At 44.2% G+C, this 22,323-nt stretch carries 17 protein-coding genes and 2 pseudogenes; 12 read left to right on the top strand and 7 right to left on the bottom strand.

Translation table 11 applies throughout. From position 1 onward, the window contains the following. Window positions 1–52 precede the first annotated feature (52 nt). Window positions 53–2,059, bottom strand: a complete 2,007-nt coding sequence (locus tag L0M13_RS14540) for a sensor domain-containing protein (RefSeq protein WP_235197171.1) — start codon at window positions 2,057–2,059, stop codon at window positions 53–55. A 194-nt stretch (window positions 2,060–2,253) separates the two neighbouring features. Here L0M13_RS14540 and L0M13_RS14535 point away from each other — a divergent pair, with 194 nt between their 5' ends. From L0M13_RS14535 to L0M13_RS14515, 5 genes and pseudogenes are all read left to right on the top strand, one after another. Next, entirely contained in the window at window positions 2,254–2,796 is a 543-nt protein-coding gene (locus tag L0M13_RS14535) for a copper resistance CopC family protein (protein WP_235197170.1), read from the top strand. After that, window positions 2,793–3,854 carry a copper resistance D family protein gene (locus L0M13_RS14530; RefSeq protein WP_235197169.1) on the top strand — a complete coding sequence of 354 codons (1,062 nt, stop codon included), beginning with the start codon at window positions 2,793–2,795 and terminating at the stop codon, window positions 3,852–3,854. The genes L0M13_RS14535 and L0M13_RS14530 overlap by 4 nt, the downstream gene beginning before the upstream one ends. 120 nt (window positions 3,855–3,974) lie before the next feature. Next, a complete protein-coding gene (locus tag L0M13_RS14525; protein WP_235197168.1) occupies window positions 3,975–4,880 on the top strand; it encodes a DMT family transporter in 906 nt (301 codons plus the stop codon). Window positions 4,881–5,042: 162 nt separating this feature from the next. Beyond that, window positions 5,043–6,768 (top strand): annotated as a pseudogene (locus tag L0M13_RS14520) (ABC transporter ATP-binding protein). Then, window positions 6,761–8,583 (top strand): annotated as a pseudogene (locus L0M13_RS14515) (ABC transporter ATP-binding protein). The pseudogenes L0M13_RS14520 and L0M13_RS14515 overlap by 8 nt, the downstream one beginning before the upstream one ends. Before the next feature lie 43 nt (window positions 8,584–8,626). Here L0M13_RS14515 and L0M13_RS14510 read toward each other — a convergent pair. Continuing rightward, window positions 8,627–9,676, bottom strand: coding sequence for an acyltransferase family protein (locus L0M13_RS14510; RefSeq protein ID WP_235197167.1), 1,050 nt, complete (start codon window positions 9,674–9,676; stop codon window positions 8,627–8,629). 195 nt (window positions 9,677–9,871) lie between these two features. On the opposite strand from L0M13_RS14510, the gene L0M13_RS14505 reads away from it, so the two are divergent. Continuing rightward, complete coding sequence (locus L0M13_RS14505; RefSeq protein WP_235197166.1) at window positions 9,872–10,717, top strand: GNAT family N-acetyltransferase; 846 nt, start codon at window positions 9,872–9,874, stop codon at window positions 10,715–10,717. Window positions 10,718–10,797: 80 nt separating this feature from the next. Here the strand turns inward: L0M13_RS14505 and L0M13_RS14500 are convergent, their stop codons facing one another. Beyond that, window positions 10,798–11,304, bottom strand: coding sequence for a YusW family protein (locus tag L0M13_RS14500; RefSeq protein WP_235197165.1), 507 nt, complete (start codon window positions 11,302–11,304; stop codon window positions 10,798–10,800). A 130-nt stretch (window positions 11,305–11,434) separates the two neighbouring features. Here L0M13_RS14500 and kynA point away from each other — a divergent pair, with 130 nt between their 5' ends. Beyond that, window positions 11,435–12,289, top strand: a complete 855-nt coding sequence (gene kynA, locus L0M13_RS14495; protein ID WP_235197164.1) for a tryptophan 2,3-dioxygenase — start codon at window positions 11,435–11,437, stop codon at window positions 12,287–12,289. A 29-nt stretch (window positions 12,290–12,318) separates the two neighbouring features. Beyond that, window positions 12,319–13,032, top strand: coding sequence for a glycerophosphodiester phosphodiesterase (locus L0M13_RS14490; RefSeq protein WP_235197163.1), 714 nt, complete (start codon window positions 12,319–12,321; stop codon window positions 13,030–13,032). A 69-nt stretch (window positions 13,033–13,101) separates the two neighbouring features. Here L0M13_RS14490 and L0M13_RS14485 read toward each other — a convergent pair whose 3' ends face one another. From L0M13_RS14485 to L0M13_RS14470, 4 genes are all read right to left on the bottom strand, one after another. Beyond that, on the bottom strand, window positions 13,102–14,121 hold the full coding sequence (locus L0M13_RS14485; protein WP_235197162.1) for a DUF2804 domain-containing protein: 1,020 nt from the start codon (window positions 14,119–14,121) through the stop codon (window positions 13,102–13,104). A 126-nt stretch (window positions 14,122–14,247) separates the two neighbouring features. Beyond that, window positions 14,248–15,105, bottom strand: a complete 858-nt coding sequence (locus tag L0M13_RS14480) for a DegV family protein (RefSeq protein ID WP_235197161.1) — start codon at window positions 15,103–15,105, stop codon at window positions 14,248–14,250. A gap of 137 nt (window positions 15,106–15,242) precedes the next feature. After that, the gene (locus L0M13_RS14475) at window positions 15,243–15,809 is read right to left on the bottom strand and encodes a glycerol-3-phosphate acyltransferase (RefSeq protein ID WP_235197160.1); all 567 of its coding nucleotides are present in this window, start codon (window positions 15,807–15,809) and stop codon (window positions 15,243–15,245) included. Between the two features lie 136 nt (window positions 15,810–15,945). Further along, window positions 15,946–17,319 carry a dipeptidase gene (locus L0M13_RS14470; protein WP_397443491.1) on the bottom strand — a complete coding sequence of 458 codons (1,374 nt, stop codon included), beginning with the start codon at window positions 17,317–17,319 and terminating at the stop codon, window positions 15,946–15,948. Between the two features lie 172 nt (window positions 17,320–17,491). Between L0M13_RS14470 and L0M13_RS14465 the strand changes: the two genes are divergently transcribed. The 4 genes from L0M13_RS14465 (at window position 17,492) to L0M13_RS14450 (ending at window position 22,320) form a co-directional block, all read left to right on the top strand. Next, on the top strand, window positions 17,492–18,712 hold the full coding sequence (locus tag L0M13_RS14465; protein WP_235197159.1) for a CNNM domain-containing protein: 1,221 nt from the start codon (window positions 17,492–17,494) through the stop codon (window positions 18,710–18,712). 187 nt (window positions 18,713–18,899) lie between these two features. Then, window positions 18,900–19,958, top strand: coding sequence for a YkvI family membrane protein (locus L0M13_RS14460; protein ID WP_235197158.1), 1,059 nt, complete (start codon window positions 18,900–18,902; stop codon window positions 19,956–19,958). Window positions 19,959–20,209: 251 nt separating this feature from the next. Continuing rightward, window positions 20,210–20,746 (top strand): RNA polymerase sigma factor, encoded by a 537-nt coding sequence (locus L0M13_RS14455; RefSeq protein ID WP_052650605.1) that lies wholly within the window; start codon window positions 20,210–20,212, stop codon window positions 20,744–20,746. 113 nt (window positions 20,747–20,859) lie between these two features. Beyond that, window positions 20,860–22,320 (top strand): phospholipase D family protein, encoded by a 1,461-nt coding sequence (locus L0M13_RS14450; protein WP_235197157.1) that lies wholly within the window; start codon window positions 20,860–20,862, stop codon window positions 22,318–22,320. Window positions 22,321–22,323: the final 3 nt, after the last annotated feature.

Here is a 22,323-nt window from a genome sequence, read left to right as displayed (position 1 = left end):
GTGTTCTGCCTTAAGCTTGTCGAAGCTAAACAGGCACCTCCGCTTTTCTACACTAATTCAACCATTTCTCCAACTCTTTTGCTTCCATTGGGTGCCCGGTGATGAAGCCTTGGATCATGTCGCAGTTCATGGCACGTAAAAGTTCCAGTTGTTCATTGGTCTCGACGCCTTCGGCAATGACTTGGAAGTCCAGACTCTTGCCGAATTGGATCATGCCTTTAATCATTTTCTGCATTTTTTCTTGTTTCGTGATGGACTGGATAATGGTCCGGTCGATCTTCAAGCTTGAGATCGGCAACATCAGCATATAGCGGAATGATGCATAACCCGTTCCAAAATCATCAAGGGCGAACGAAATTCCTGCCTGGTTTAATTGTTTCATCTGTTTGATGATGGAACGCTCTGCTTCTGCTTCCAGTGCAAATTTCTCAGTGATTTCGATGGTCAAAGCACTTGGATCACAGCTATTCAACTGGATTTGTTCCAAGAATGATTTTGCCATATCCTTATCGCGGAATTCCCGGATAGACGAGTTGATGCTGACGTTCATGTGGATGCCGCGGGAGTTCCATTCTTTTATCTGGGCGCAAACCGTTTCGAGAACAAACATGCCGATTTCATGGATCATGCCATTTTCTTCGGCAATCGGAATCAGTTCTTCCGGAGTTACGATGCCCACTTCAGAATCTTCCCAGCGCACCAAAGCTTCGACGCGCTCGACGATCCCCGTGCTCAAATTGACTTGCGGCTGGTACATTAAATGCAAGTTGTGGCGGTCTAATGCATGGATTAGGCGTTTTTCAATCAAGGATTTGCGGTTCAACCGTTCATGGTCGTCGGAAGTCAATGCTGAAATCGCACTGCCGCCGCGCTCTTTTACTTTTTTAATGGTAACATGAGAAGCTTTGATCAAGTGGACAAAGGATTGCTGGTCTTCCGGATAACGGGTAATGGCACCGCTCACTGTCAACGGAATCGCAGTTCCTTGGATATAGATCGGGTGCTGCTGCAAATAATGCAGGAAGCCTTCGATAAACCAATTGCTAAGAGGCGTAATCAACGCGAATTCATGCAATCCTGCACGCGTAATGATCGAATCCGAAAAATACATGCGCAGGCGTTTTGTAAATTCAGTCAATAATTCGTTTTCGGTATCTGTATCGGAAACGTCGCGCAATGTATAAAAACGGTCAATATCAAAGAAGACGAATGAAAAATGCTTTCCTTCTTTAATATGGTCATTGACTACTTGTTCAAGGCGATGGCGGTTTTCAAGTCCGGTAATCGGATCAATGAAGGCAATTTCTTCTAAATGGTGCTGCGCTTTTTTAGCAGCAGTGATGTCTTTTTCCAAGAAGATGTAATACGTATCGTCCCCTTTTAAATCCATCGGAATCGCTGTTAATTCCACCCAATATTCTTCGCCGTCTTTTTTCAATTTCTTGGCTTGGCCATTCCATACTTTGCCGCTTCTTAACGTGCTGATCAAGTTTTCAACGAAATTCACATCGTCGCTTTCTTCGCCGAACATTTGCCAGATGGGTTTGCCGAGAATCCGTTTCGGCGTCCATTTGCTTAATTTCAGGAATAACGGATTGGCATAAGTAATCAAGAATTCTTCATCAAAATACAACAACATGAATGAAGCATCCAACCCATCGCGCAGGCTGTTCAATTCGCGGCTAGCCGATATTTCTTCCGTGGATTCATCCACTTCAAATATGGACATTACAAATCGCTCATCGCCGGAAGCAAAAGCTTTGGTCACAATTGTCGTATACGTACGTGTTCCATCTCCAAGGCCAACTTCTATCTCTTCGAAACGGATCGGCTCTTTGCTATGTATGATGTTTTCCCATGTTTGTTTGTAAAGAGCTGCTTTTTCGGGATTCATATAAGGATATAATGTACCTTTAATCGTTTCAGGTTCTAATTGAAATACACGCTCCGCATGACGGTTGCACCATACCACAAGTCCGTCTTTATCCATGATGATGATGGGAAAAGGGATATGGTTAAAAACCAGGTTGTCGGAAAGTATTTGTTGCAATTCGCTCATGCCATGACGCTCCTTCTCGTAAGTCTACCTTCATTATAGAGAAGAAAAGGACTATCGTCATCCTTTTCCCAATTTTTGTATCAATTATTTTACTATACATTAACTATATTTATTGTAGCAATCATGAGAGAATGGGGGAAGAAAAAATGAAAAATTTGAAAGAAGTGAGATAATTCATGAGAAAAGTTGCCATTTTGTTAATTTTATTTATTTCCCTCGTGCCATTTACTGTGATGGCGCACACCACGTTGACTGAATCCAATCCATCCGAAGGGGAAGTATTGTCTACTAAGCCAGAAAATATTGAACTGGAATTCGGAACAGTGATCGAAGAAGGCAGTTCCATGACGTTAAGCGGGCCAGAAGCTTCCATTGAGTTAGGTGAAATCACCGTATCTGATAATATTATGACCGGTGAAGTAACGAACGAACTGCCAAATGGCCAATACATCATCGACTGGAAAATCATCGGTGAAGACGGACATCCGATTGAAGGGCAAATTCTTTTTGGTGTAGATGTTGAAGCTCCTCAAGAAGAAGTTGCAGAAGAACCGGCTGAAGAAGAACCGGCAATTGAAGAAGAGTCTGATGAAACGGCAGAAAATGAAACGGCAGAAGCTGCCGAAACCGCACAAAGCGAGGAAGAAAACAGCAACGTATGGGTGACTGTATTGATTGTTGCTGCCATTATTTTAGTCGCGGCGGGAATGGTTAAGCTCATGAAGAACAAACGATGATCGCTTTTACGGCTTTGTCCGATGTTTTCGTCTACATCGCATTTTCATATCTGGCAGGTTCGGTTGTTTTGAAGTTCGTACCGATTTCGAAAAAGCCGGTTCTCCGTGAATCGAAAGTTCTTGAACTATTGAGCGTAGCTGCCATTGCCTTGTTTTCCTTGGCACCGGTCATCGAATTGACGAACTTCCTTGCAGACGACCAAAGTTGGTTTGCTGTTTTCTTTAAGGTGCTAGTGGATTACCGGACTGGCCATGGCTGGATCGTGACGGGATTATTCTGCATCATTTTAGCAGCAGCAACCTTGCTCAATTTTTCAAAACATATCACCGTGTATTTTTTAGGCGTCCTTATATTAGCGGTCGGCTACTTCAGCCATGTTTCGACCTTGAATTTATGGGGAGGATTTGCGAGCCATACGATCCATTTTCTCGCGATGGCCGTTTGGACAGGAATTTTGCTGCATGTTTCGTGGTTTGCGGAAAGCAAAACGGAATGGCGAAGTTTTCTTTCGTGGTTTACGCCGTTTGCCATCGCTTGTGTCGCCGTCTTGTTTGCGAGCGGCGTTGCGATCATGTTGTTTTTCGTAGAACCTTCGCAATATGCCCGCTCCTGGGTATTGCCTTATGGCCAGCTCTTGTTGCTGAAGCATTTGAGCATCGTGCCGCTGCTCGCAGCAGCAGCGATCAATGCCTTCTTGAATAAACGAAAATATTATGAACGGGCGTGGCTCCGCGCAGAAAGCGGCCTATTGCTTCTCGTTTTTCTATTTACGGCATTCATGAGCAAGCAAGCACCGCCGCATAATATCAATAACACATTCAGATCGGAAGGGCCGGCGCCATTTGTAGAAATGTTGAAAGGTCCCCTTTATATCCCGATCGATGGAAGCTGGGATGCCTCCATTAACGGCATTTTATTTATTGTACTGGGGCTGCTGCTGCTTGCCATGATGGTCATTGGCTACAAGCGCGCATTATCGCCTTGGCTATCAATTTTATGCGGAAGCGGATTTATCATTGCATCTTATATCGGTTTAATGTTAAATATGTCTTATTGAAAAAACAATGCAGCGCCTATCTGCGTCTATGAGAATCAGTGAAGCCGTATTGGAATTTAGTCAATGAAAACTGGAACCAATCTCCCGGGATTGGTTTTTCATATGGAAAGGAGCGATTTGATGGAACGTTTGAAAGGGATTGCCATGATTTTATCGGGGGCTATGCTGTGGGGTGCGACAGGCCCTCTAATGGAGTGGACAATGGCAGAGTTCGGCATATCAGTTTCGTTCTTACTGACCATTCGGCTGACCGTAGCGGGATTGCTCCTATTGCTTTTCCTGAAGCTGAAAAAAGTTAGGATAACAGCTATTTTCACGGGAAAGATCTGGATAATGCCTTTGATCATCTTTGCGTTATTCGGTATGCTCGGTGTGCAATTTAGTTTTGTTGCAGCCATAGAAGCGAGCGATGCGGTAGTTGCGACCTTGCTGCAGTTTCTGGCGCCCATTTACATTATCCTCTTCATTTCACTGCGCCAACGGAAATGGCCGCCGGTTTACCAAGTGGTTGGGATGATCGGAACTTTAGCCGGGCTGTTTCTGCTTTTGACAAACGGCAAGCCGACGCAATTGATCATTAGCAGTGAAGCTTTATTCTGGGGAATTCTTGTAGGGCTGACTTTTGCATTCTATACGCTGTATCCGGCCAGATTGATGCAGGAATGGGGAGTGCTGCTCGTAGTTGGCTGGTCGATGTTATTTGGCGGGATTTTTCTCGGCTTGGCGAATCCGATTTTTCTTTCGGACGAATGGCCGAAACTGTCACAGGGTGGACTGGTTCTCGCAATCTGTACCATCATCATTATCGGCACGATTGCTTTTGTGCTGTTCTTGAGCAGCATGCGCTATATCACAGCCGTTGAGACGAGCATTCTTTCTTCGTTCGAACCGCTGACAGCAATGGTGATCTCAGTCTTTTGGTTCAATCAATTATTGGAGCCGCTCCAACTTGCCGGGGCGCTTGTCATGCTTGTTTTCGTCACTTGGCTGTCACTCGCAGGGGAGAAGAAAACAAAAAAAGCATAAAGCTCCATGCATGGACGTTTACATAAGCTTAGACCAAAAGGTGATGCAAAAAATGCATCACCTTTTTCATTTTCTAATGACTTTTGCTACCTGTTGTCAGAAAACTGTGGCATAATAGTCAACAAAAGATTCGTGTTTCGAAATGTTTAGGGGGCCACACCAATGAAGACTGTATTTGCATATGCTAAACCCTATAAGATCCCCATAATTTTTGCGTTGTTTCTTATGTTGCTTGAACTCACAGTTGAGTTGATGCAGCCGCTCGTCATCGCCAAAATCATCGACGATGGGATTCTGGAAGGAGACCAGGACCGGATCGTCCAATATGGAATTGTTCTGATGGTTCTTTCATTTATTGCCTTGCTGTCAGGCATCGTGAATTCCTACTACGCTGCGCATGTCTCCCAAAGTTTTTCATTTGATCTTCGCAAAGCCGTGTATGGCAAGATTCAATCTTTTTCGCTTGCGACATTCAATAAGTTTCCGGCTTCCGGGTTGATTACCCGCTTGACGAGCGATGTGACGCTCGTCCAGCAGATCCTGTTCATGGGACTGCGCATCATGCTGCGTGCTCCGCTCCTGGTAATTGGCAGTATGATCATGGCGCTGGTGGTCAATGCGAAGCTTGCGGTTTACTTAGTTCTCGTGTTCCCATTCCTATTGGCATTCCTCTATTTCATGGTATTAAAAGGCGTCCGCTATTTCAGCTTTGTCCAACAGCGGCTGGATCGCCTGAACCGGATGATCCAAGAAAATCTCCAGGCTGTTCGCTTGATCAAAGCGTATCTCCGCGGCAGGTACGAATCGAACCGCTTTTCTGAAGTGGCCGATTCCTTGAAAATAGATACAGTCAAAGCATTCCGGATCATGGAAACAATTTTGCCGATTTTACTATTTGGCATGAACGTGTCGCTGCTTGCCGTTTTATGGTTCGGTGCTTCACAAATACAGGCAAACGGCGCCCAGATTGGCGAGCTGGTGGCGATTGTCAACTACGCAATGCGCATGACCGGGGCATTTTCCATGTTCTCCTTCATCATTATGGCTTTTGCCCGTTCAAAGGCTTCATCTGAACGGATTGAAGAGATTTTATTGGCTGAAAATGTTTTGGAAAAGGACGGCCAAGGAAAGCAGGCGGCTGTCGAAGACGGAACAGTCGTTTTTGAAAATGTTTCATTCTCCTATCCGGGAACTGCCGCCCACGTGTTAAAAGACATTTCGTTTGAAATAAAACCAAACGAGAAATTGGCGATCATGGGTGCGACAGGTTCAGGGAAATCCTCATTGCTTCAGCTTATTCCGCGTTTTTACGACGCGACTGAAGGCAGCGTGCGGATACATGGCATAGATGTCCAAGAATGGTCATTGCCCGCTGCGCAAAAGCATCGGGATTGTCCCGCAGCAATCGCTTCTGTTCACGGGAACGATTTCAGATAACCTTTCTTGGGGCAAAGACAAGGCTGCGCAAGATGAACTCGAAGATGCGGCCATTAAAGCACAAATCCATGATACGGTAGAACATTTCCCGAAAGCTTACGATACAAGGGTCGGACAAAAAGGCGTCAATTTATCCGGCGGCCAAAAGCAGCGGCTATCGATTGCCCGTGCGCTCGTGCGGGAACCGTCCATCCTGATTTTAGATGACAGTACAAGCGCCTTGGATGTGAAAACGGAAGCCGCTCTCTGGGAAGAACTGGACCGTGAGCGTGCGACGATGCTTGTAGTCACCCAGAAAATCCGCACGGCCATGAAAGCGGACCGGATTCTGCTGCTGGAAGAAGGCGAGATTTCAGCTTATGGGACTCATCAAGAGCTGTTGGAAAAATCCGCTTTATACAGACAGATAGCCTTGTCACAACAGGAAGAAGAGGTGGATGAATATGTTTGATGCCATCCGGCGCCCTTTTGGATATGAACCGATCATCAGAAAAGAGGATTTAAAAAAGAAAGACAATAAAAAGACGGAACGCGCAAACAATTGGAAATCAACGCTTCTGCGCATCTGGAAACTCGTGGACGAACACCGCCTCCTATTGATTGCCGTATTATCATTGGTCTTCGTGAGTTCGGCACTGGCTCTATTGGGGCCATTTCTGATCGGCCATATTATAGACCAGTATATTGTGCCGGAAGCTTTTGACGGGATGGGAATTATTATTGCCTGGCTGATAGTAGTGTACATTGGCCATTCTATTTCCTTGTATTTGCAGAATTACTGGATGGTCGGCATTGCTCAACAAGTCATTTACCGGATGCGTACCGGTTTATTCGAACATCTTCAGCGCTTGCCGGTATCTTTTTTCGATAAACGGCAGCACGGTGAATTGATGAGCCGGATGACCAATGACATCGAAAACGTATCTTCTACTTTAAACAGCTCGTTTATCCAAGTATTTTCGAGCCTGCTGACTTTGACCGGAACAGTTGTGGTCATGTTATGGCTTAGCCCTTTGCTTACCGTGTTGACGCTCATTATCATTCCGTTGATGTATGTTTCCATGCAATGGATTACGAAACGCACAGGCCGCCTTTATAAAGAACAGCAGCATGCCATCGGCGAATTGAACGGGATGATCGAAGAAACCATCTCGGGGCAGAAAATCGTAAAAGCTTTTTCCCAGGAACCGAGAGTGATGGAGGAGTTCTTGGAAAAAGCGAACGCTTGCGCAAGACCGGTTTTTGGGCCTGGACCTATTCCGGTTTCATTCCAAAGGTGATGAACTTTCTTAACAACGCGAGTTTTGCAATCGTAGCTGGAGTGGGTGGGATATTAGCCCTTAACGGCAGCGTTTCGATCGGTGTGATTGTCATCTTTACGGAGTATGCACGGCAATTTACGCGTCCACTTAACGATTTGGCAAACCAGTTCAATACGGTATTGTCAGCCATTGCTGGAGCAGAACGTGTTTTTGCCGTCATGGAAGAAACGGAAGAAAAAGACGGTCAAGTGTTGAATGCCGAGAAAGAATTGCAAGGCTATGTGGAGTTCGATAAGGTTTCTTTTAAATACGAAGGGGCGGAAGAGGATTGGACCATCCGTGATGTCAGTTTTAGTGTGGGGATTGGCCAAACAGCCGCTTTGGTCGGCGCTACCGGTGCCGGCAAAACGACGATCATGCAATTATTGGCAAGATTCTATGATGCCAATGAAGGTGAGATCCGTCTTGACGGCACCCCGATTGCGTCAATGCCGAGAGAAACATTGCGGAAGCAAATCGCTTTTGTCCTGCAAGATCCTTTTTTATTCGAAGCCAGTGTTTATGAAAACATCCGGTACGGGCGGCTGGACGCGACTGATGAAGAAGTAAGGGCAGCGGCAGAAAAAGCCAATGCCCATGAGTTCATCGGAAAACTCCCAGACGGCTATGAAACGATTCTCAAAGGAGACGGCTCGATGATTAGCCAAGGGCAGAAGCAATTGCTGTCGATAGCCCGTGCGCTGATCGCCGATCCGGTTATCCTCCTTTTAGACGAAGCGACCAGCAGCATTGATACCGTCACCGAATTGAAAATCCAAGAAGCGCTTGAACGCTTGATGGTCGGCAGAACCAGCTTTGTCATTGCCCATCGGTTGAATACGGTCCGAAAAGCCGATGTTGTATTCGTGATGGAAATGGGCCAGTTGGTTGAGTCAGGCACGCAACAGCAGCTTCTTGAAAAAGGCGGAATTTACGCGAACATGCTCGCAGATGCAAAATTATAAAATGAAAAGGGTTGTCCCAAATTGCTTTTGGGACAACCCTTTTTTAATGAGTTTGGATGGCGGATCGCGGTTTGAAACGGCCGATCAGGATTTCTCCAAGTGGGATGGTTTTGGGAATAAGGATGGACAACACAATCGGAACCATCAATCCGAAGAAAGAATACGTAAAGACATTGTATGGCAAGAAATCTTCTACCATAAAGCCGATGAAGATATGCAAGTACATAATCGAAATCGAATGCGCTTCAATTCTTTCAAACCAAGGCATCCGAATAATCGGTGTGACTTTTTGAAAAAAGCCGATGATGACGGCAGTAAACGCCAATGGAATGACTAAATCCAGAACAGCATGGTCATAGCGGAGAAATTTCATGCTCAAATGATAATCGATCCACCCCATTTCATCAGCACGGAATGCCATAAAGGCGACAGCTGCAGCGGCAGCAAGTGCAAATGTAGGGATATTCATCCAGAATTTCTTGAAATAATAGCCGATGGCAAAGTAAACGACCGCCATCAAGACGACATCCAGATTCCAAATCATCGGAATTTGCATAGAGGCGATATCGGGTTCGCCAGCTAGACCCATTGCAAAGGCCCCTTCAATTTCAGCTACTGCATAACATGCTGCGAGAATCATGAATTGGAACAGGCGCTTCATGCGCGTAATCCATAAGAATAGTATATGAGTAGCGAACATCACGGTGATAAACCAGAAGACGCCATGCTCTCCGCGTAGAAAACGACCGCCGACGGCCAGTTCAATCAGATCCTGCTTTAAGAATGCCGCTGTAAAGGTGCCTTCTCCAATCGCCATTCCATATTTTATGGATGTAAGAAGAAGCAAAAAGAATAAGTAAGGGACCATCAATTGCATCAATCTTTTATGGATTGCCGGTTTCAATTTACTGTTTTCAGTTATTGGTTTAAAGAATAATCCGCTCAAAATAAAAAATGCGGGCATGTGGAACCAATATATGTATTTAATAAATGGAAAATCAGTCATGGTCGGACCAGAATAATGTCCTACAACAACGAGGATCATTAAAAAACCTTTTGCTGTATCTACCCAAGTTAAACGTGCTTTAGCCATTTTGCCTACCTCCGGAATTTTGCTAACCAGACTAGTATAGCCGAAGAAAAGGCGATTTAAACCAATGTTACACAACGGTAAAAGTTCGTTAAATTCTGTGATCATGTGATACCATAAACTAAAGAATGTCATCATAATATGTTATGTAAAAAATTAGCAATATTTATTAAAAAGTTAAAGGAAGGATGGTGGGAAATGAATATTTCACTATCAATCGAATCATTTCCGTTGGATTCCTGCACAATCCAAGATATGAAGCATTTGCTGACAGAATTCGGAGGGAGCTACAGCACAGTTCTTCAAGAAGCTTCTTGGAATCAACCGAATATCCGAGGCTTTGCTGTTTTGGCTTATACAGAAGAGGGGCAGCTTATCGGTTTTGCGACTTCTACGGATATTGTCAACCTCCATCATTATGAATGGTCTGTATTTGTGCATCCTGAATATCGCAGAATGTCGATCGGTTCAGCACTTGCTGACGGCATTCATCATGGACATGAACAGCGGCAGGCAGAAGGAGCACTGGCTGCTTTTATCGAAAATCCAGACGCAGAGAAATTTCTGCAAAGCTTAGGGTATGGTCCTGATTTTAAAGAAATCCAGATGGCTGCCGACTCGTTAAAAGAAATCGCTTTGCCGGAGGGACTTTCAATTCTTCCTTTTGATGGCCGAATCGAAGAGCTGGAAACCCTGCTCGTATCCGCTTTCGATTCTGATATCTTGCCAGTAATCGCTTTTAATCAAGCCGAAGAGGGCCGGGAAATTTGGGTGATGAAAAAAGACGGGGAACTTGTCGCTACTGCTACACTCGTGCAAGAAGATGGCGCTTTATGGCTGACTGCTTTCGCTGTCGACCCAGCTCAGCAAGGCAAGGGATACGGCAAAGCTTTTCTCTTATGGAGCCGCTACATGGCCCATATACAAGGGATGGAGCAAATTATGCTGGACGTAGAAACGGCCAATGACGCATTGCAGATTTATCGGAAATCACAATTTGAACCTGTCCAGACAATTGCGTATTGGACAAAACGAAAAGCGTAACGGAAAAGAAGAGCGGAATTCAGGCAATGTAAAAACCGCCTGCAATAGCAAGCGGCTATTTTGAAAACCAATCTTACTTATTAGTTTTGGGCTCTGAATTCTTTTTCAGTGCCATCTTCAAAGCGGACTTCGACTTCCATTGATGTATAGCCGTCTTCTAGACCGAATGCTTCGACGACTTGCTGGATCGCTTCGTCATCAGTGGAATCTTTTGTAATCTCTAATTGCTGGAAAGCAGGTTCCAATTCGTCCATTGCATCATTACCCGATAAATTCTGTTCAGAGAAGCGGTTGCTGTATTCCGCTTCGACTTTGTCCTTGTCTTCTTCATAGCTGATGTCAACTGCATCATCAAGTTCAGGGTAATCCGCGTCTACGCTGAATTCAGTAAAGCCGAATGTTCCGCCGCCAATATTTTCTCCTTCAATGCCGCCGCTTGGGCTTGCATCGCTTGTATTTTCAGATTCCTGGGTTTCCTGTTCAGGGGCTACGGGTTCAGTCACTTCATCTGAATCTCCGCATGCAGCCAAAACCATGGCAGAAGATAGCATCAAGGCAGTCAATAAAGGTTTTTTGGTTGAAATCATGAAAGTCATCCTTTCGATTGTCATTCGTTATAACTATGTATTCCCGGTTTTTAGCTTTTTAATCGTTATTTTAGAATAGCTAAATCAAAAGACGAGCCTAGTAGAAGAAGAGCTAGAACGGAGTTTTACAATGGATAAGTATACAAATGGTCAAAATGTAGCTGCTGCAGCTGAAAAGAACATACGCACCGATTTCAAGGAAAGCATGACTTATGGGGAGTATTTGCATTTGGATAAACTATTGGATGCGCAGGAAGGGGTTAGTGGACATCATGATGAATCCCTCTTTATTATCATCCACCAAGTATCTGAATTGTGGATGAAACTCATCTTGCATGAATTGCATGCCGCCATCCGAAATATCGATGAAGACGATCTGCAGCCTGCGTTCAAGCAGATGGCCCGGGTTTCCAAAATTCAAACTCAGATTATCCAGGCCTGGGACGTATTGGCAACAATGACTCCCGCTGAATATATGGAGTTCCGCGACGACTTAGGCAATGCCAGCGGATTTCAATCCTACCAATACCGGTTAATTGAATTTGCATTAGGGTATAAAACAAAACATGTACTTAAAATCTATGAAAAAGATGCAGCTCTATCCACTACATTAACTGAAGCTTTTCAAAAGCCTGGATTATATGATGCCGCTATCCAAAAATTGGCGAGAAGCGGTTTTAAAATCGATGAAGCCATCTTAAGCCGGGATGTCACGACCGTTTACGAACCAAACGACAGTGTTAAAGCTGCATGGAAGACCGTTTATCGGGATGTAGATAAGCACTGGGAACTCTATCAGCTTGCGGAAAAACTGGTGGATATCGAAGATTCCCTTCAGCAATGGCGGTTCCGCCATATGAAAACTGTAGAACGGATCATCGGCTTTAAGCAAGGGACAGGCGGGTCTTCTGGCGTGCATTATTTGAAGAAAGTGCTGGACCAATACTTTTTCCCTGAACTTTGGGAACTGCGTTCAGATATATAAGTGATTAAGCAGGGGAGAGAGAACAAAAGATGAAGATATATGCACATAGAGGCTGCTCGGGGACGCATCCCGAAAATACATTGGCTGCTTTTAAAGCAGCGGCCGAATTGCCGATTGCCGGGGTGGAAATTGATGTCCATCTTACGAAAGATGGGGAGATTGTCGTCATTCACGATGAAAAGATCAATCGCACCACAGACGGCAAAGGTTATGTAAAAGACATGAAATTATCGGAATTAAAGGAATTTGATTGTGGATCGTGGTTTTCGGATAATTGGAGAGGTGAACGCATCCCGACTCTTGAGGAAGTATTAAGCGTTTTTGAAAACACATCTCATCGTATTAATATCGAAATCAAATCGGATATTTTCCCTTATGATTCCTTGGTCAATAAAGTCATCGAAAGCGCTGAAAAGTTTGGAATGGGCGAACGGATTGTCATTTCTTCTTTCAATCACGAAGACATTCAAAAAGTATGCCGCGATACCGACATAGAATCTGCCATTTTAACGTCTCAGATCTTTGTAGATGTTTACGATTATGCGCGCGTGATCGGCACGACACGCATCCATTTGTCTTTGCCTTCCGCATTCCGGAGAATGGCGACAGATGCTTTGCGTAAAGGCGCGATTGTCTATGTCTATACAGTAAACAGCGTGGAATATGCATCGGAGCTACGGAAAATAGGCGTCCATGGGATTTTCACCGATTATCCGGAACGCATGTTAAACGAATTCAAATAAAAGAGGCGCTGAGCAGCGCCTCTTTTATTTATGAAAAATGAATTAGAGCTTTTAATTATTCCTGCTTTTTCACCATTTAGCATAATGCTCTTCAATGGCCCCGAGCATTTGAAGAATTTTGACTTTTTTGCCGTCAGGATAGCGGACATAACCGTTATAATAGCCGAAAAGCTGATGAACTTCCGATTTAATCACGCGCACATCTGTTTTTGAGACCCGTTCAAAAAAAGGTGTGAAAGTCAGCTTTACATCGTCTGAGAATTTGGTGTGGATGAGCCACGGTTCTTTGTAATTCTCTTTATTGTAATGAAAAATAACATCTTCGTGGATTTTAATCATTTTGCCGTTGATGAAAAATGCATTTTCCGTCATGCCGGTTCCATCCGTCCATTTTCCGCCGAAATTCAAGCCGATCGATCTTCCAAGTGAACGCTGGGAAGCCATCGCCCAATTCCATGAAGATTCACGCGGCCACACGCCTCGTCCATAATCAAGGACAGCGAAGCTCTCTTCCGGTTCGAACTCAAAGCGTTGGCTGCCGATTTTTACTTCGCCCGAAGTTGGGAGGGAATGGTGCTTGCCGGTGAATTGAAAAGTTTGGCGGTTCCATGGAATGACCACGTTCAATGATTCATACGATTCAGGATGCTGGATAACCAGGGATGCTTGAAGCGGCTCTCCGTCAAAGTCTTTAATCCGGACGTTGAGGAGGGTCTGGTTTTCCTTGTATTCAAAGTTGATAGCCATTTCCTCATGGCGGAAATGGCTCGTATCCAATACTTCATTGGATAGTTTAAGTTGGCGGGTAAAAGGCACCACCACGGTTTTTTCAAAGAATCGCTGGGTTTCATAATTTAAAAAATAGACAAAGCAGACAGTTGCATAATCAAGATGGCTGATAGTGGCAGAGAACATAATGTCTTCTCCAAAAACGCACCAATAATTCCATTTCTTTTTCCGCATAAAATTGCCGCGCAAATTGCTGATGACAAGCGGCTGGCGCGCGTATCCAATCGCTCCAGGATTTAATTGGCCTTTTGCATCACAAAGCATTACATTTTCCGTAAGTTCCCGTTCAACATGTTGCATTAAATCCACCTCACTCATCATTCTACTATCTATTGTATCAGACGAGTTATCAAATAGCCGATATGACCGGTTTAGAAAAGCAAATTTTCAAATAAGGACTGGAATCATGTTCAGATGGAGAATAAATCAGATGACGTTCTTTCTCCACATTAAAGCAATGGTACCTTCACCGGCATGGACCGCTAAAGAAGAGCTTAAGTTTCCGATCAAAATTTCTGCCTGCGGAGCAATTTTCAGCAGCTCCTGCTTTAAACTTTCAGCTTCACTGTGTACATTGGCATGCATGATTTGAAAACGTTCGATGCCATATTCCTGATGGTCCTGATTGGCATGGTCGATTAAATATTGAACAGCTTTTTTATGCGACCGCACTTTATCAATCGGCTGCAATTCACCTTCTGCACTGATCTGGACGATTGGCTTTACTTTCAGCAAACTGCCCAAATAATACTGGGCTCCGCTCATCCGTCCACCTTTGTAAAGCTGGGAAAGGTTGCCGATCAAGATATAGTTGCGGAAGTCGTGTGCTTCCTGCTCCAAGCGATGCGCGATTTCTTCAGCTGTTTTGCCTTGCTGTTCAAGAAGCATTCCGCGTTCAATCAATCCGCTTAATCCATAAGAGAGGGCAAGAGAATCCACTGCATAAACCTTGAAACCGGTCATTTCAGCTCCAGCTGTGGAAGAGGCGATGGTGCCGCTCATTTTGGCGGATGCGTGGACGGCAATGGCACATTCATATTGTTCGTTCAATTTTTCATATAGCTCTGCAAATTTTCCGGCCGAGGGCTGTGAAGTTTTAGGGAATTCTTTGGCACTTTTAATTTTTTCATAAAGTTCGGTATTGGATAAATCGATTCCATCGTCAATGTATTCTTCAGCGTCAAAGTGGATATTCAAAGGAACGATATACACATCCGGATGGGACTTGAATTCGTCGGTTACATAGCCCGTAGTGTCCATGATCCAAGCAATTGGTTTTTTCATAAGTTTACTCATCCTGTCATTTAATAATTTTGAATAATTAAACTATAACACGAATAATATTTTCCTCATAGAGAAAACCGGAAGACAAGGTAACGGGATGGGAATACGAAAGAAAATAACTCTTTACAGAATAACTTTTAAGCTTTTGAAAAGCGTTGGTGGAATGATTCGGCAATGTCGTTCCGATGCTTTGCCAAAATGAGAAAAATCGCTGCAGCCATCGGCCACCAGTCGAGCATTTCACCAACAATAAAAATCCCGATGATGTATGCGGCCATGGCAAATAGCATGGTTAAGGTAGCACTTTTAACGAATGGGAAAAATAAGAGAAAAACAACAAACATAATGGCGAATAGCTCCGGTGTGAAATAAAGTGAAGCTCCGATAAAAGAAGCAATTCCTTTCCCGCCTTTTCCTTTTAGCCAAAAAGGAAATAGGTGGCCGCAAATGACCAATAGCCCTCCGACACCAATAACCCATTGAGCATATTCCAGATAATAGCCAAGCCAAATAACAGCTGCGGCTTTTAAGGCGTCGCCGATAAAAGTCAGCAAAAATGCCGTTTTTCCAATGACTGCGCCAGCATTTCGCGCACCTAAATTGCCGCTTCGATGCTGTTGAAGATCAACGCCTTTCCATTTGCCGATCCACCAGGCGGTTAAAAAATTTCCAATAAGGTACGCTGCCATCCAATACAAAATCATGAGTTTCCTCCCGAATGCCGTCTTTTCTTCTATTTTATACAGCTTATGCTCTAGAAGGAAGGAAGTAATGGATTCTACTTAATATGAAGGCAAAAAAAGCCCCTGCTTTAAGGAAATAAAGCAGGGGCTCAGCGTCTTATAATTTGGCAGCTTCGAAAAGGTAATCGCTAATAACACGGAGGCCCTTATCGAAATTCTCCAAATGGAAATGTTCGTTTGGCGCATGGAAGTTTTCCGAAGCGAGGCCGAAGCCCATCAACACGACAGGAAGCTCAAGAACTTCGTCGAAAACTGCGACGATCGGCACGGAACCGCCCATTCGTGTAAAGGCAGTCGGCACTTGGTAGATCTTTTCATACGAACGGCCAGCCGCTTGGATCGCAGGGTGGTCAAATGGTGTCAAGAAAGGTTTCCCTTTATCAAAATCCGTGATTTCAACAGTGACACCCGCTGGTTTATTTGCATCGATGTGTGCGCGCAATTTCGCGACAATGTCATCAGGATCTTGGTTCGGCACTAAACGGCACGTGATTTTCGCACTGGCTTCTGCTGGCAATACGGTCTTGATGCCTTCACCGGAAAAACCGCCAGTGATGCCGTTGATCTCCAAAGTCGGGCGAATCCAAGTACGTTCGACAAAGGAATAGCCTTTTTCGCCAAAATCTTCCGTGATGCCAATTTCTTTTTTCTCATGTTCCAAATCAAATTCAAGCGAAGCAAATTCGGCACGTTCTTCATCCGATACCGGCAAGACGTCTTCGTAAAATCCTTCGACTTGAATGACGCCTTCTTTATCACGGAAAGATTGCAGGATTTCCACCACGGCGTGCAGCGGGTTTTGGACAGCGCCGCCATATAAGCCGGAATGCAAATCTCCTTTTGGACCTTTGACATCAATTTGGATGCCGGCTAATCCGCGCAGGCCGTAGCATACAGCTGGACGCCCAGGCCCTTGCATGCCTGTATCTGAAATCACGATGACATCAGCTTTTAGCTGCTCTTTGTTTTGTTCAACATAGAGCGGCAAGTTCGGGCTGCCGACTTCCTCTTCGCCTTCAACGATGAATTTGATGTTGACTGGAAGCTCACCGTCCAATTGAAGCAATGCTTCGACTGCTTTGACATGCATAAAAGTCTGTCCTTTATCGTCGCTGGCACCGCGTGCAAAAAGTTTGTTGTCACGGATTTGCGGGTCGAATGGAGCGGATTCCCACAGGTTAAGCGGATCGACAGGCTGGACATCGTAATGGCCGTAGACAAGCACTGTCGGTTTGCCCTCTGCATGGAGCCAGTCCGCATATACGACCGGATGTCCTTCTGTTTCAAAAACTTCAGCATTTTCAAGTCCGGCTTTCAGCATGGCCTCTTTCAGCCATTCAGCGCCTTTGCGGATGTCTTCTTTGTGCTCAGACAGTGATGAAATGGAAGGGATGCGCAAAAATGCTTTCAATTCTTCTAAATGTTCTTCACGATGGTCTTTGAAATATTGGTCAATCACTTGTGCATTCATAATATCCCTCAATCCTTCTATTTTTATTATGGGAAAATTATAACATACGAGATATGGTTTTCGACATTTGGAAAATCGCTATGGTATAATTATGGATACGGAAAGAGCTCGTAAAATCTGTGTTTAAAACACTGGAGGAACTAAATTTGTTTATCGCATTAGGATTTTTTTAATGATGTCGTTTTTCTTATCGGGAAGCGAAACGGCTTTAACAGCAGTAAATAGGATGAAGGTCCATCTTCGCGCAGAGCAGGGCGATGAAAAATCGCAAAGGCTGCAAAAATTGATAGCGAAGCCGGACCGAATGATTACAACGATTTTAATCGGAAATAATATAGCCAATATCATGCTGCCGACTTTAGTGACGACTATTGCCATCACACGCGGATGGGAAGTGGGGATAGCTACGGCTATTCTGACAGTGGTATTGATTTTATTCGGAGAAGTTTTGCCGAAAACCATCGCGGCAACTTTTGCCGATAAAATGGCCTATATCGTAGCGCCGATCATCTCGATTTTAGTGGCGGTCCTTCGCCCGTTAACTTGGCTGATTTCGCAATTCACAAATATCTTTATCCGCATCATCTCCAAAGGGACAGTTAAGGAAGCTACTTTAACCAAAGAGGAATTGCGTTCAATGGTAGACATTGCGTCTACTGAAGGGACTTTCGAAGAAGGAGAGTCTGAACGGATTAAAGGGATTCTCGATTTCCCGAACAAAGACGTTTCAGATGTAATGTCTACTCACCGTACCGATACGGTAGGCATTTCAATCGATTCAACTTATGAAGAAGTCCGTGATCTGATCTTGGATTCTTCATACACCCGTTATCCTGTCTATGAAGAAAGCATGGATAACGTAGTTGGCTTGTTTTATTCGAAGAAACTGATTGAGTGGTCAATGGATCCCAATTTAACGCTTCAAGATTTAATGGATGATAACCCGCTATTTGTGGTTCAATCTGTAAGCGTTGAAAAAGTGTTCAAGATGATGCTTGCGAAGAAAAAACATATGGCGGTTATCTTGGATGAATACGGCGGGACATTGGGAATTGTAACCCATGAAGATATTATTGAAGAAATGATTGGCCAGGATATCGAAGACGAAACCGATGATGAAGACGATGAACTTGTTTTTGAAATCACGGATACGCAATTGATTTGCCATGGCCGCTTGGAAATTGAAGACGTCAATGAAATGTTCGAAGTCGAAGTGCCGGATGACCACGATACCATCGCGGGCTTTGTCATGCAGCAACTAGGCCATGTGCCGGATGAAGGCGAAGAATTTTCTTATGAAAACCTTCATGTGAAAATCAATGAAATGGATCGCAATCGGATCATGCGGTTAACAATCACAAAACAAAATGCAACAGAAGAAGTATTTGCTTAAAAGCTTTGTCTCCGGACAAAGCTTTTTTTGTTTAATGAGAGAAGATTTATACGGCCATCGGAAACTTCTATCCTCATTGGTGTTAAAAATAGCCAGTTTACATTAGCCGCTGAAAAGGTAGTAATGAATATATAGGAAATTATGCACAATAAAAAATCAGGTAAGCGGTTTTTGAAAGGAGAATGTGATGAGACGCAGTTTAAAAATAGCGAGTGCATTTATCGGAATCATTGTTGGAGCAGGTTTTGCATCCGGCCAGGAAATTTTGCAGTATTTTACGAGCTTCGGCTACTGGGGGCTCGCAGGAGTAGTCTTATCTGCCATTCTTTTTGGTTATTTAGGGAAAGTGCTGACGGGGCTTGGAAGCCGGCTCCAAACAGAATCCCATGAAGAAGCGGTCTTCCATATTGGCGGAAAGGTAATTGGGCGAATTATCGATTATACATTAATCATTACCTTATTCGGCATTTTGGTCGTCATGATAGCAGGCGCGGGGTCCATTTTTTCACAGCAATTCGGGCTTTCCCCGGTGGTTGGCAGGGTGACTATTACTCTGCTTGTTATACTGACCATTATGCTTAACGTGAAAAAAGTGATCACAATCATTGGAAGCATCACGCCTTTGTTAATCGTCATGGTGGTTGGGATTGCGATTTATAGCTTAGCCACGATGGACATCAGCTTTGGAGAGTTGGATCCTATCGCTAACGAGCAATTGTCCGCTGGCCCCAATTGGCTGATAGCGGCGATTAATTACGTTTCGCTAGCTATTGCATTAACCACTGCCATGGCGCTTGTGCTCGGAGGCGCAGAGAAAAACGAAAAAATTGCAGCGCGCGGCGGCATGATCGGCGGGATTGTTTTCGGCGTGTTAATTTTATTGAGTTATTTTGCGATTTTTTCAAAAGTTGATGTTGTAGGAACAGCTGATTTGCCGATGCTAAGACTGGCAGATAATATTTCACCCGTACTCGGCATCGTTATGGCTATCGTGATTTTCAGTATGATCTACAACACGGCTGTCAGCTTATTGCTCTCGTTTTCTGCGCGCTTTACACCAATCGGCACAAAAAAGTTTAGAGTTTTTGTGATCGTGTCGGGCATAGTAGCTTTTGGGCTCAGCTTCGCCGGCTTCACCCAATTGGTAAACTGGCTTTATCCAGCCATCGGATACCTTGGCCTATTACTGGTAGGCGCATTGATTGTGGCTGACTTCCGAAAGGTTGGAAAGCCTGCAAAAGAATGAATGAAAAATCGCATGAATGAAAAGCGCTGCTTCGGCAGTGCTTTTTGCTGTTATCCGCAAACTTTCTTATGGATTTATCCAAGCCTGGCAATTTCTTCTGTTTTTATTTCGGTAATATTACAATTTTGTAAGTGAAATGAAAGTGAGAGCGATAGAGTGAAAGCTTGGCTTGAGGCACAATAAGGGTAACAAGAAAACCGGAACGGTTCGAACGGACCGCATTAAGAAAAAATCGGATGGGGGCAATTATCATGGAAAGTTTATATATAGAGTACAATCGCTACATTTACCACTTGTGTTTAAAACTGACGCGCAACAAAGCGGAAGCAGAGGATTTGATGCAAGAGGTTTGGTTGAAGGTCGTGCGCTATGAATCATCAATTCAAGAAGTCGATCACGTAAAAGCTTGGCTGACTACGATTTGCATGAATACTTTCCGTGATCGTTACCGCAAGAATGTCCGACGCAGCAAACACATCCAGCAGCAGCCGGAAGGGCTTGACGTGTCTTTATTGGATTTGATTCCCACAGATGAAGCGGGAGCACCTGAACTTCTGGAGCAGCAAGATGTATCGGTAATGATCCGCAGCAAGATTTCTGAGCTGGATGCCATTTACCGGACAACGATTGTGTATTTCTATGTTCACCAATTGTCATTGATCGAAATAGCTGAAGCGATGAAAGTTTCAATCGGAACGGTGAAATCACGTTTGTTCCGAGGCAAACAGCGCCTGAAAGATATGCTTTTAGAAGATGCACGCACACGGGAATACGTACAAACAGCTTAAGGCTGAATTAGCTTAAGAATTTAGAAGCCAGTCGATTTATTCGGTTGGCTTTTTTTTACAATTAATTAATAAATTCCTTTTCTGTTCTTATTGCTATAATAAGACCAGAGGAGATGAATCGAGTGAAGAGAAGAGCAAGAAATTGGAGCAAGCGCCGAAGAATCGTCTATGCCACCGCAGGCGTTCTCGCGTTGGTCTACATTGGCATCATTATTTGGCATACATACAAACCACTGCCTCCAGGTGTTTCCTATACAAGTGAATTGCATGAAGTGGAACAAGTGGAGATGTTTTATGATCTTTCTTATGCGCAAGATAAAAAAGGAACCGGGATGGAACACGAATTAAGGATTTTTGATGAAATCAATGGAATGATTGACCGTGCAGAAGAATTCATCGTTTTGGACTTTTTCCTATTCGATAATTATAACGATCAAAATACGGACTTCCCGGAAGTGGCCGATAGTTTGACCGAACATCTCCTGAAGAAAAAAGAAGCATTTCCCGAGATGCCGATTTATTTTATTACGGACCCGCTGAATCAAGGATATGGATCTTATGACAGCGAATTGCTGGATGCTTTGGAAGAGGCAGGAGTAGAGGTGGTTGTGACGGATCTCGATAAGCTGCGCGATTCAACTCCGTTGTATTCCGGATTCTACCGTGCGTTTTTCCAATGGTTTGATACGGACGGTAAAGGCTGGTTGCCAAATGGCATGTCAAGCGATGCACCGGATCTGAAATTGGCTTCTTATTTGAAGATGATGAACATCAAAGCCAATCACCGGAAAGCGATCATTACGGAAAAAGAAGCATTAATCAGTTCTGCTAATCCCCATAATGCGAGCGGCTTCCATGGCAATATGGCATTCAAGGTCAGCGGCCCTATTTTGAATGACATATTGGAATCAGAAGAGGCAGCATCGAAAATGTCAGGTGGCCCTGAACTTCCAAGAGTGGAAGCAGAAGAGCAGCAGGGAGAATACCAAATTCAATATGTAACTGAAGGAAAAATTTTAGATGCGCTGCTCCAAGATTTTGAAAAAGCGAAAAAAGGCGACCGCATCCGATTAGCGATGTTCTATGTGGCAGAAAGTGATATTGTAGAAGCGCTGACTGAAGCAGCGAACCGGGGAGTGGAAGTCCAATTGATCTTGGACCCGAACCAGAACGCATTCGGCAATGAGAAAACGGGGCTGCCAAACCGTCCCGTAGTCAATGAAATGCTCGAAGAGTCTGATGATCAAGTACAGGTCCGCTGGTACAATACCGTGATTGGCCAGTTCCATACAAAAACCATCATGATTGAAACGGCGGAAGAAACAATTATTTCCGGCGGGGCCGCCAACTACACAGAGCGGGCTCTCGATAATTACAATCTGGAAAACAATATCCGCATCATTGCACCGAATGACAGTGAGCTGACGGACAATATGAATACTTATTTTGATCGTCTTTGGGAAAATGAAGATGCGCTTTATACGTTGGATACCGAGGAGTACCAAGATACTTTTTCATTCCTGCAGCGCGGCATTTATGGATTCCAGAAGTTGTTCAAGCTGACGACCTATTAAAAA

Origin of the sequence: Planococcus sp. 107-1 (assembly GCF_021513255.1) — a bacterium.
Classification (GTDB): Bacteria; Bacillota; Bacilli; order Bacillales_A; family Planococcaceae; genus Planococcus.
Note: the sequence above shows the minus strand (reverse complement) of the source record. Positions and strands in the feature narration are given on the sequence as shown.

Bases quoted from the DNA above. Each gene is read 5' to 3' on its own strand.
- L0M13_RS14485 (WP_235197162.1), bottom strand. From the start codon at position 14,121: ATGCAACATGTTGAACGGGAACTTACGGAAAATGTAATGCTTTGTGAT.
- L0M13_RS14500 (WP_235197165.1), bottom strand. From the start codon at position 11,304: ATGATTTCAACCAAAAAACCTTTATTGACTGCCTTGATGCTATCTTCT.
- L0M13_RS14470 (WP_397443491.1), bottom strand. From the start codon at position 17,319: ATGAATGCACAAGTGATTGACCAATATTTCAAAGACCATCGTGAAGAA.
- L0M13_RS14525 (WP_235197168.1), top strand. From the start codon at position 3,975: ATGGAACGTTTGAAAGGGATTGCCATGATTTTATCGGGGGCTATGCTG.
- L0M13_RS14475 (WP_235197160.1), bottom strand. From the start codon at position 15,809: ATGATTTTGTATTGGATGGCAGCGTACCTTATTGGAAATTTTTTAACC.
- L0M13_RS14465 (WP_235197159.1), top strand. From the start codon at position 17,492: ATGATGTCGTTTTTCTTATCGGGAAGCGAAACGGCTTTAACAGCAGTA.
- L0M13_RS14480 (WP_235197161.1), bottom strand. From the start codon at position 15,105: ATGAAAAAACCAATTGCTTGGATCATGGACACTACGGGCTATGTAACC.
- L0M13_RS14455 (WP_052650605.1), top strand. From the start codon at position 20,210: ATGGAAAGTTTATATATAGAGTACAATCGCTACATTTACCACTTGTGT.
- L0M13_RS14540 (WP_235197171.1), bottom strand. From the start codon at position 2,059: ATGAGCGAATTGCAACAAATACTTTCCGACAACCTGGTTTTTAACCAT.
- L0M13_RS14505 (WP_235197166.1), top strand. From the start codon at position 9,872: ATGAATATTTCACTATCAATCGAATCATTTCCGTTGGATTCCTGCACA.
- L0M13_RS14490 (WP_235197163.1), top strand. From the start codon at position 12,319: ATGAAGATATATGCACATAGAGGCTGCTCGGGGACGCATCCCGAAAAT.
- L0M13_RS14510 (WP_235197167.1), bottom strand. From the start codon at position 9,676: ATGGCTAAAGCACGTTTAACTTGGGTAGATACAGCAAAAGGTTTTTTA.
- L0M13_RS14450 (WP_235197157.1), top strand. From the start codon at position 20,860: ATGAATCGAGTGAAGAGAAGAGCAAGAAATTGGAGCAAGCGCCGAAGA.
- kynA (WP_235197164.1), top strand. From the start codon at position 11,435: ATGGATAAGTATACAAATGGTCAAAATGTAGCTGCTGCAGCTGAAAAG.
- L0M13_RS14460 (WP_235197158.1), top strand. From the start codon at position 18,900: ATGAGACGCAGTTTAAAAATAGCGAGTGCATTTATCGGAATCATTGTT.
- L0M13_RS14530 (WP_235197169.1), top strand. From the start codon at position 2,793: ATGATCGCTTTTACGGCTTTGTCCGATGTTTTCGTCTACATCGCATTT.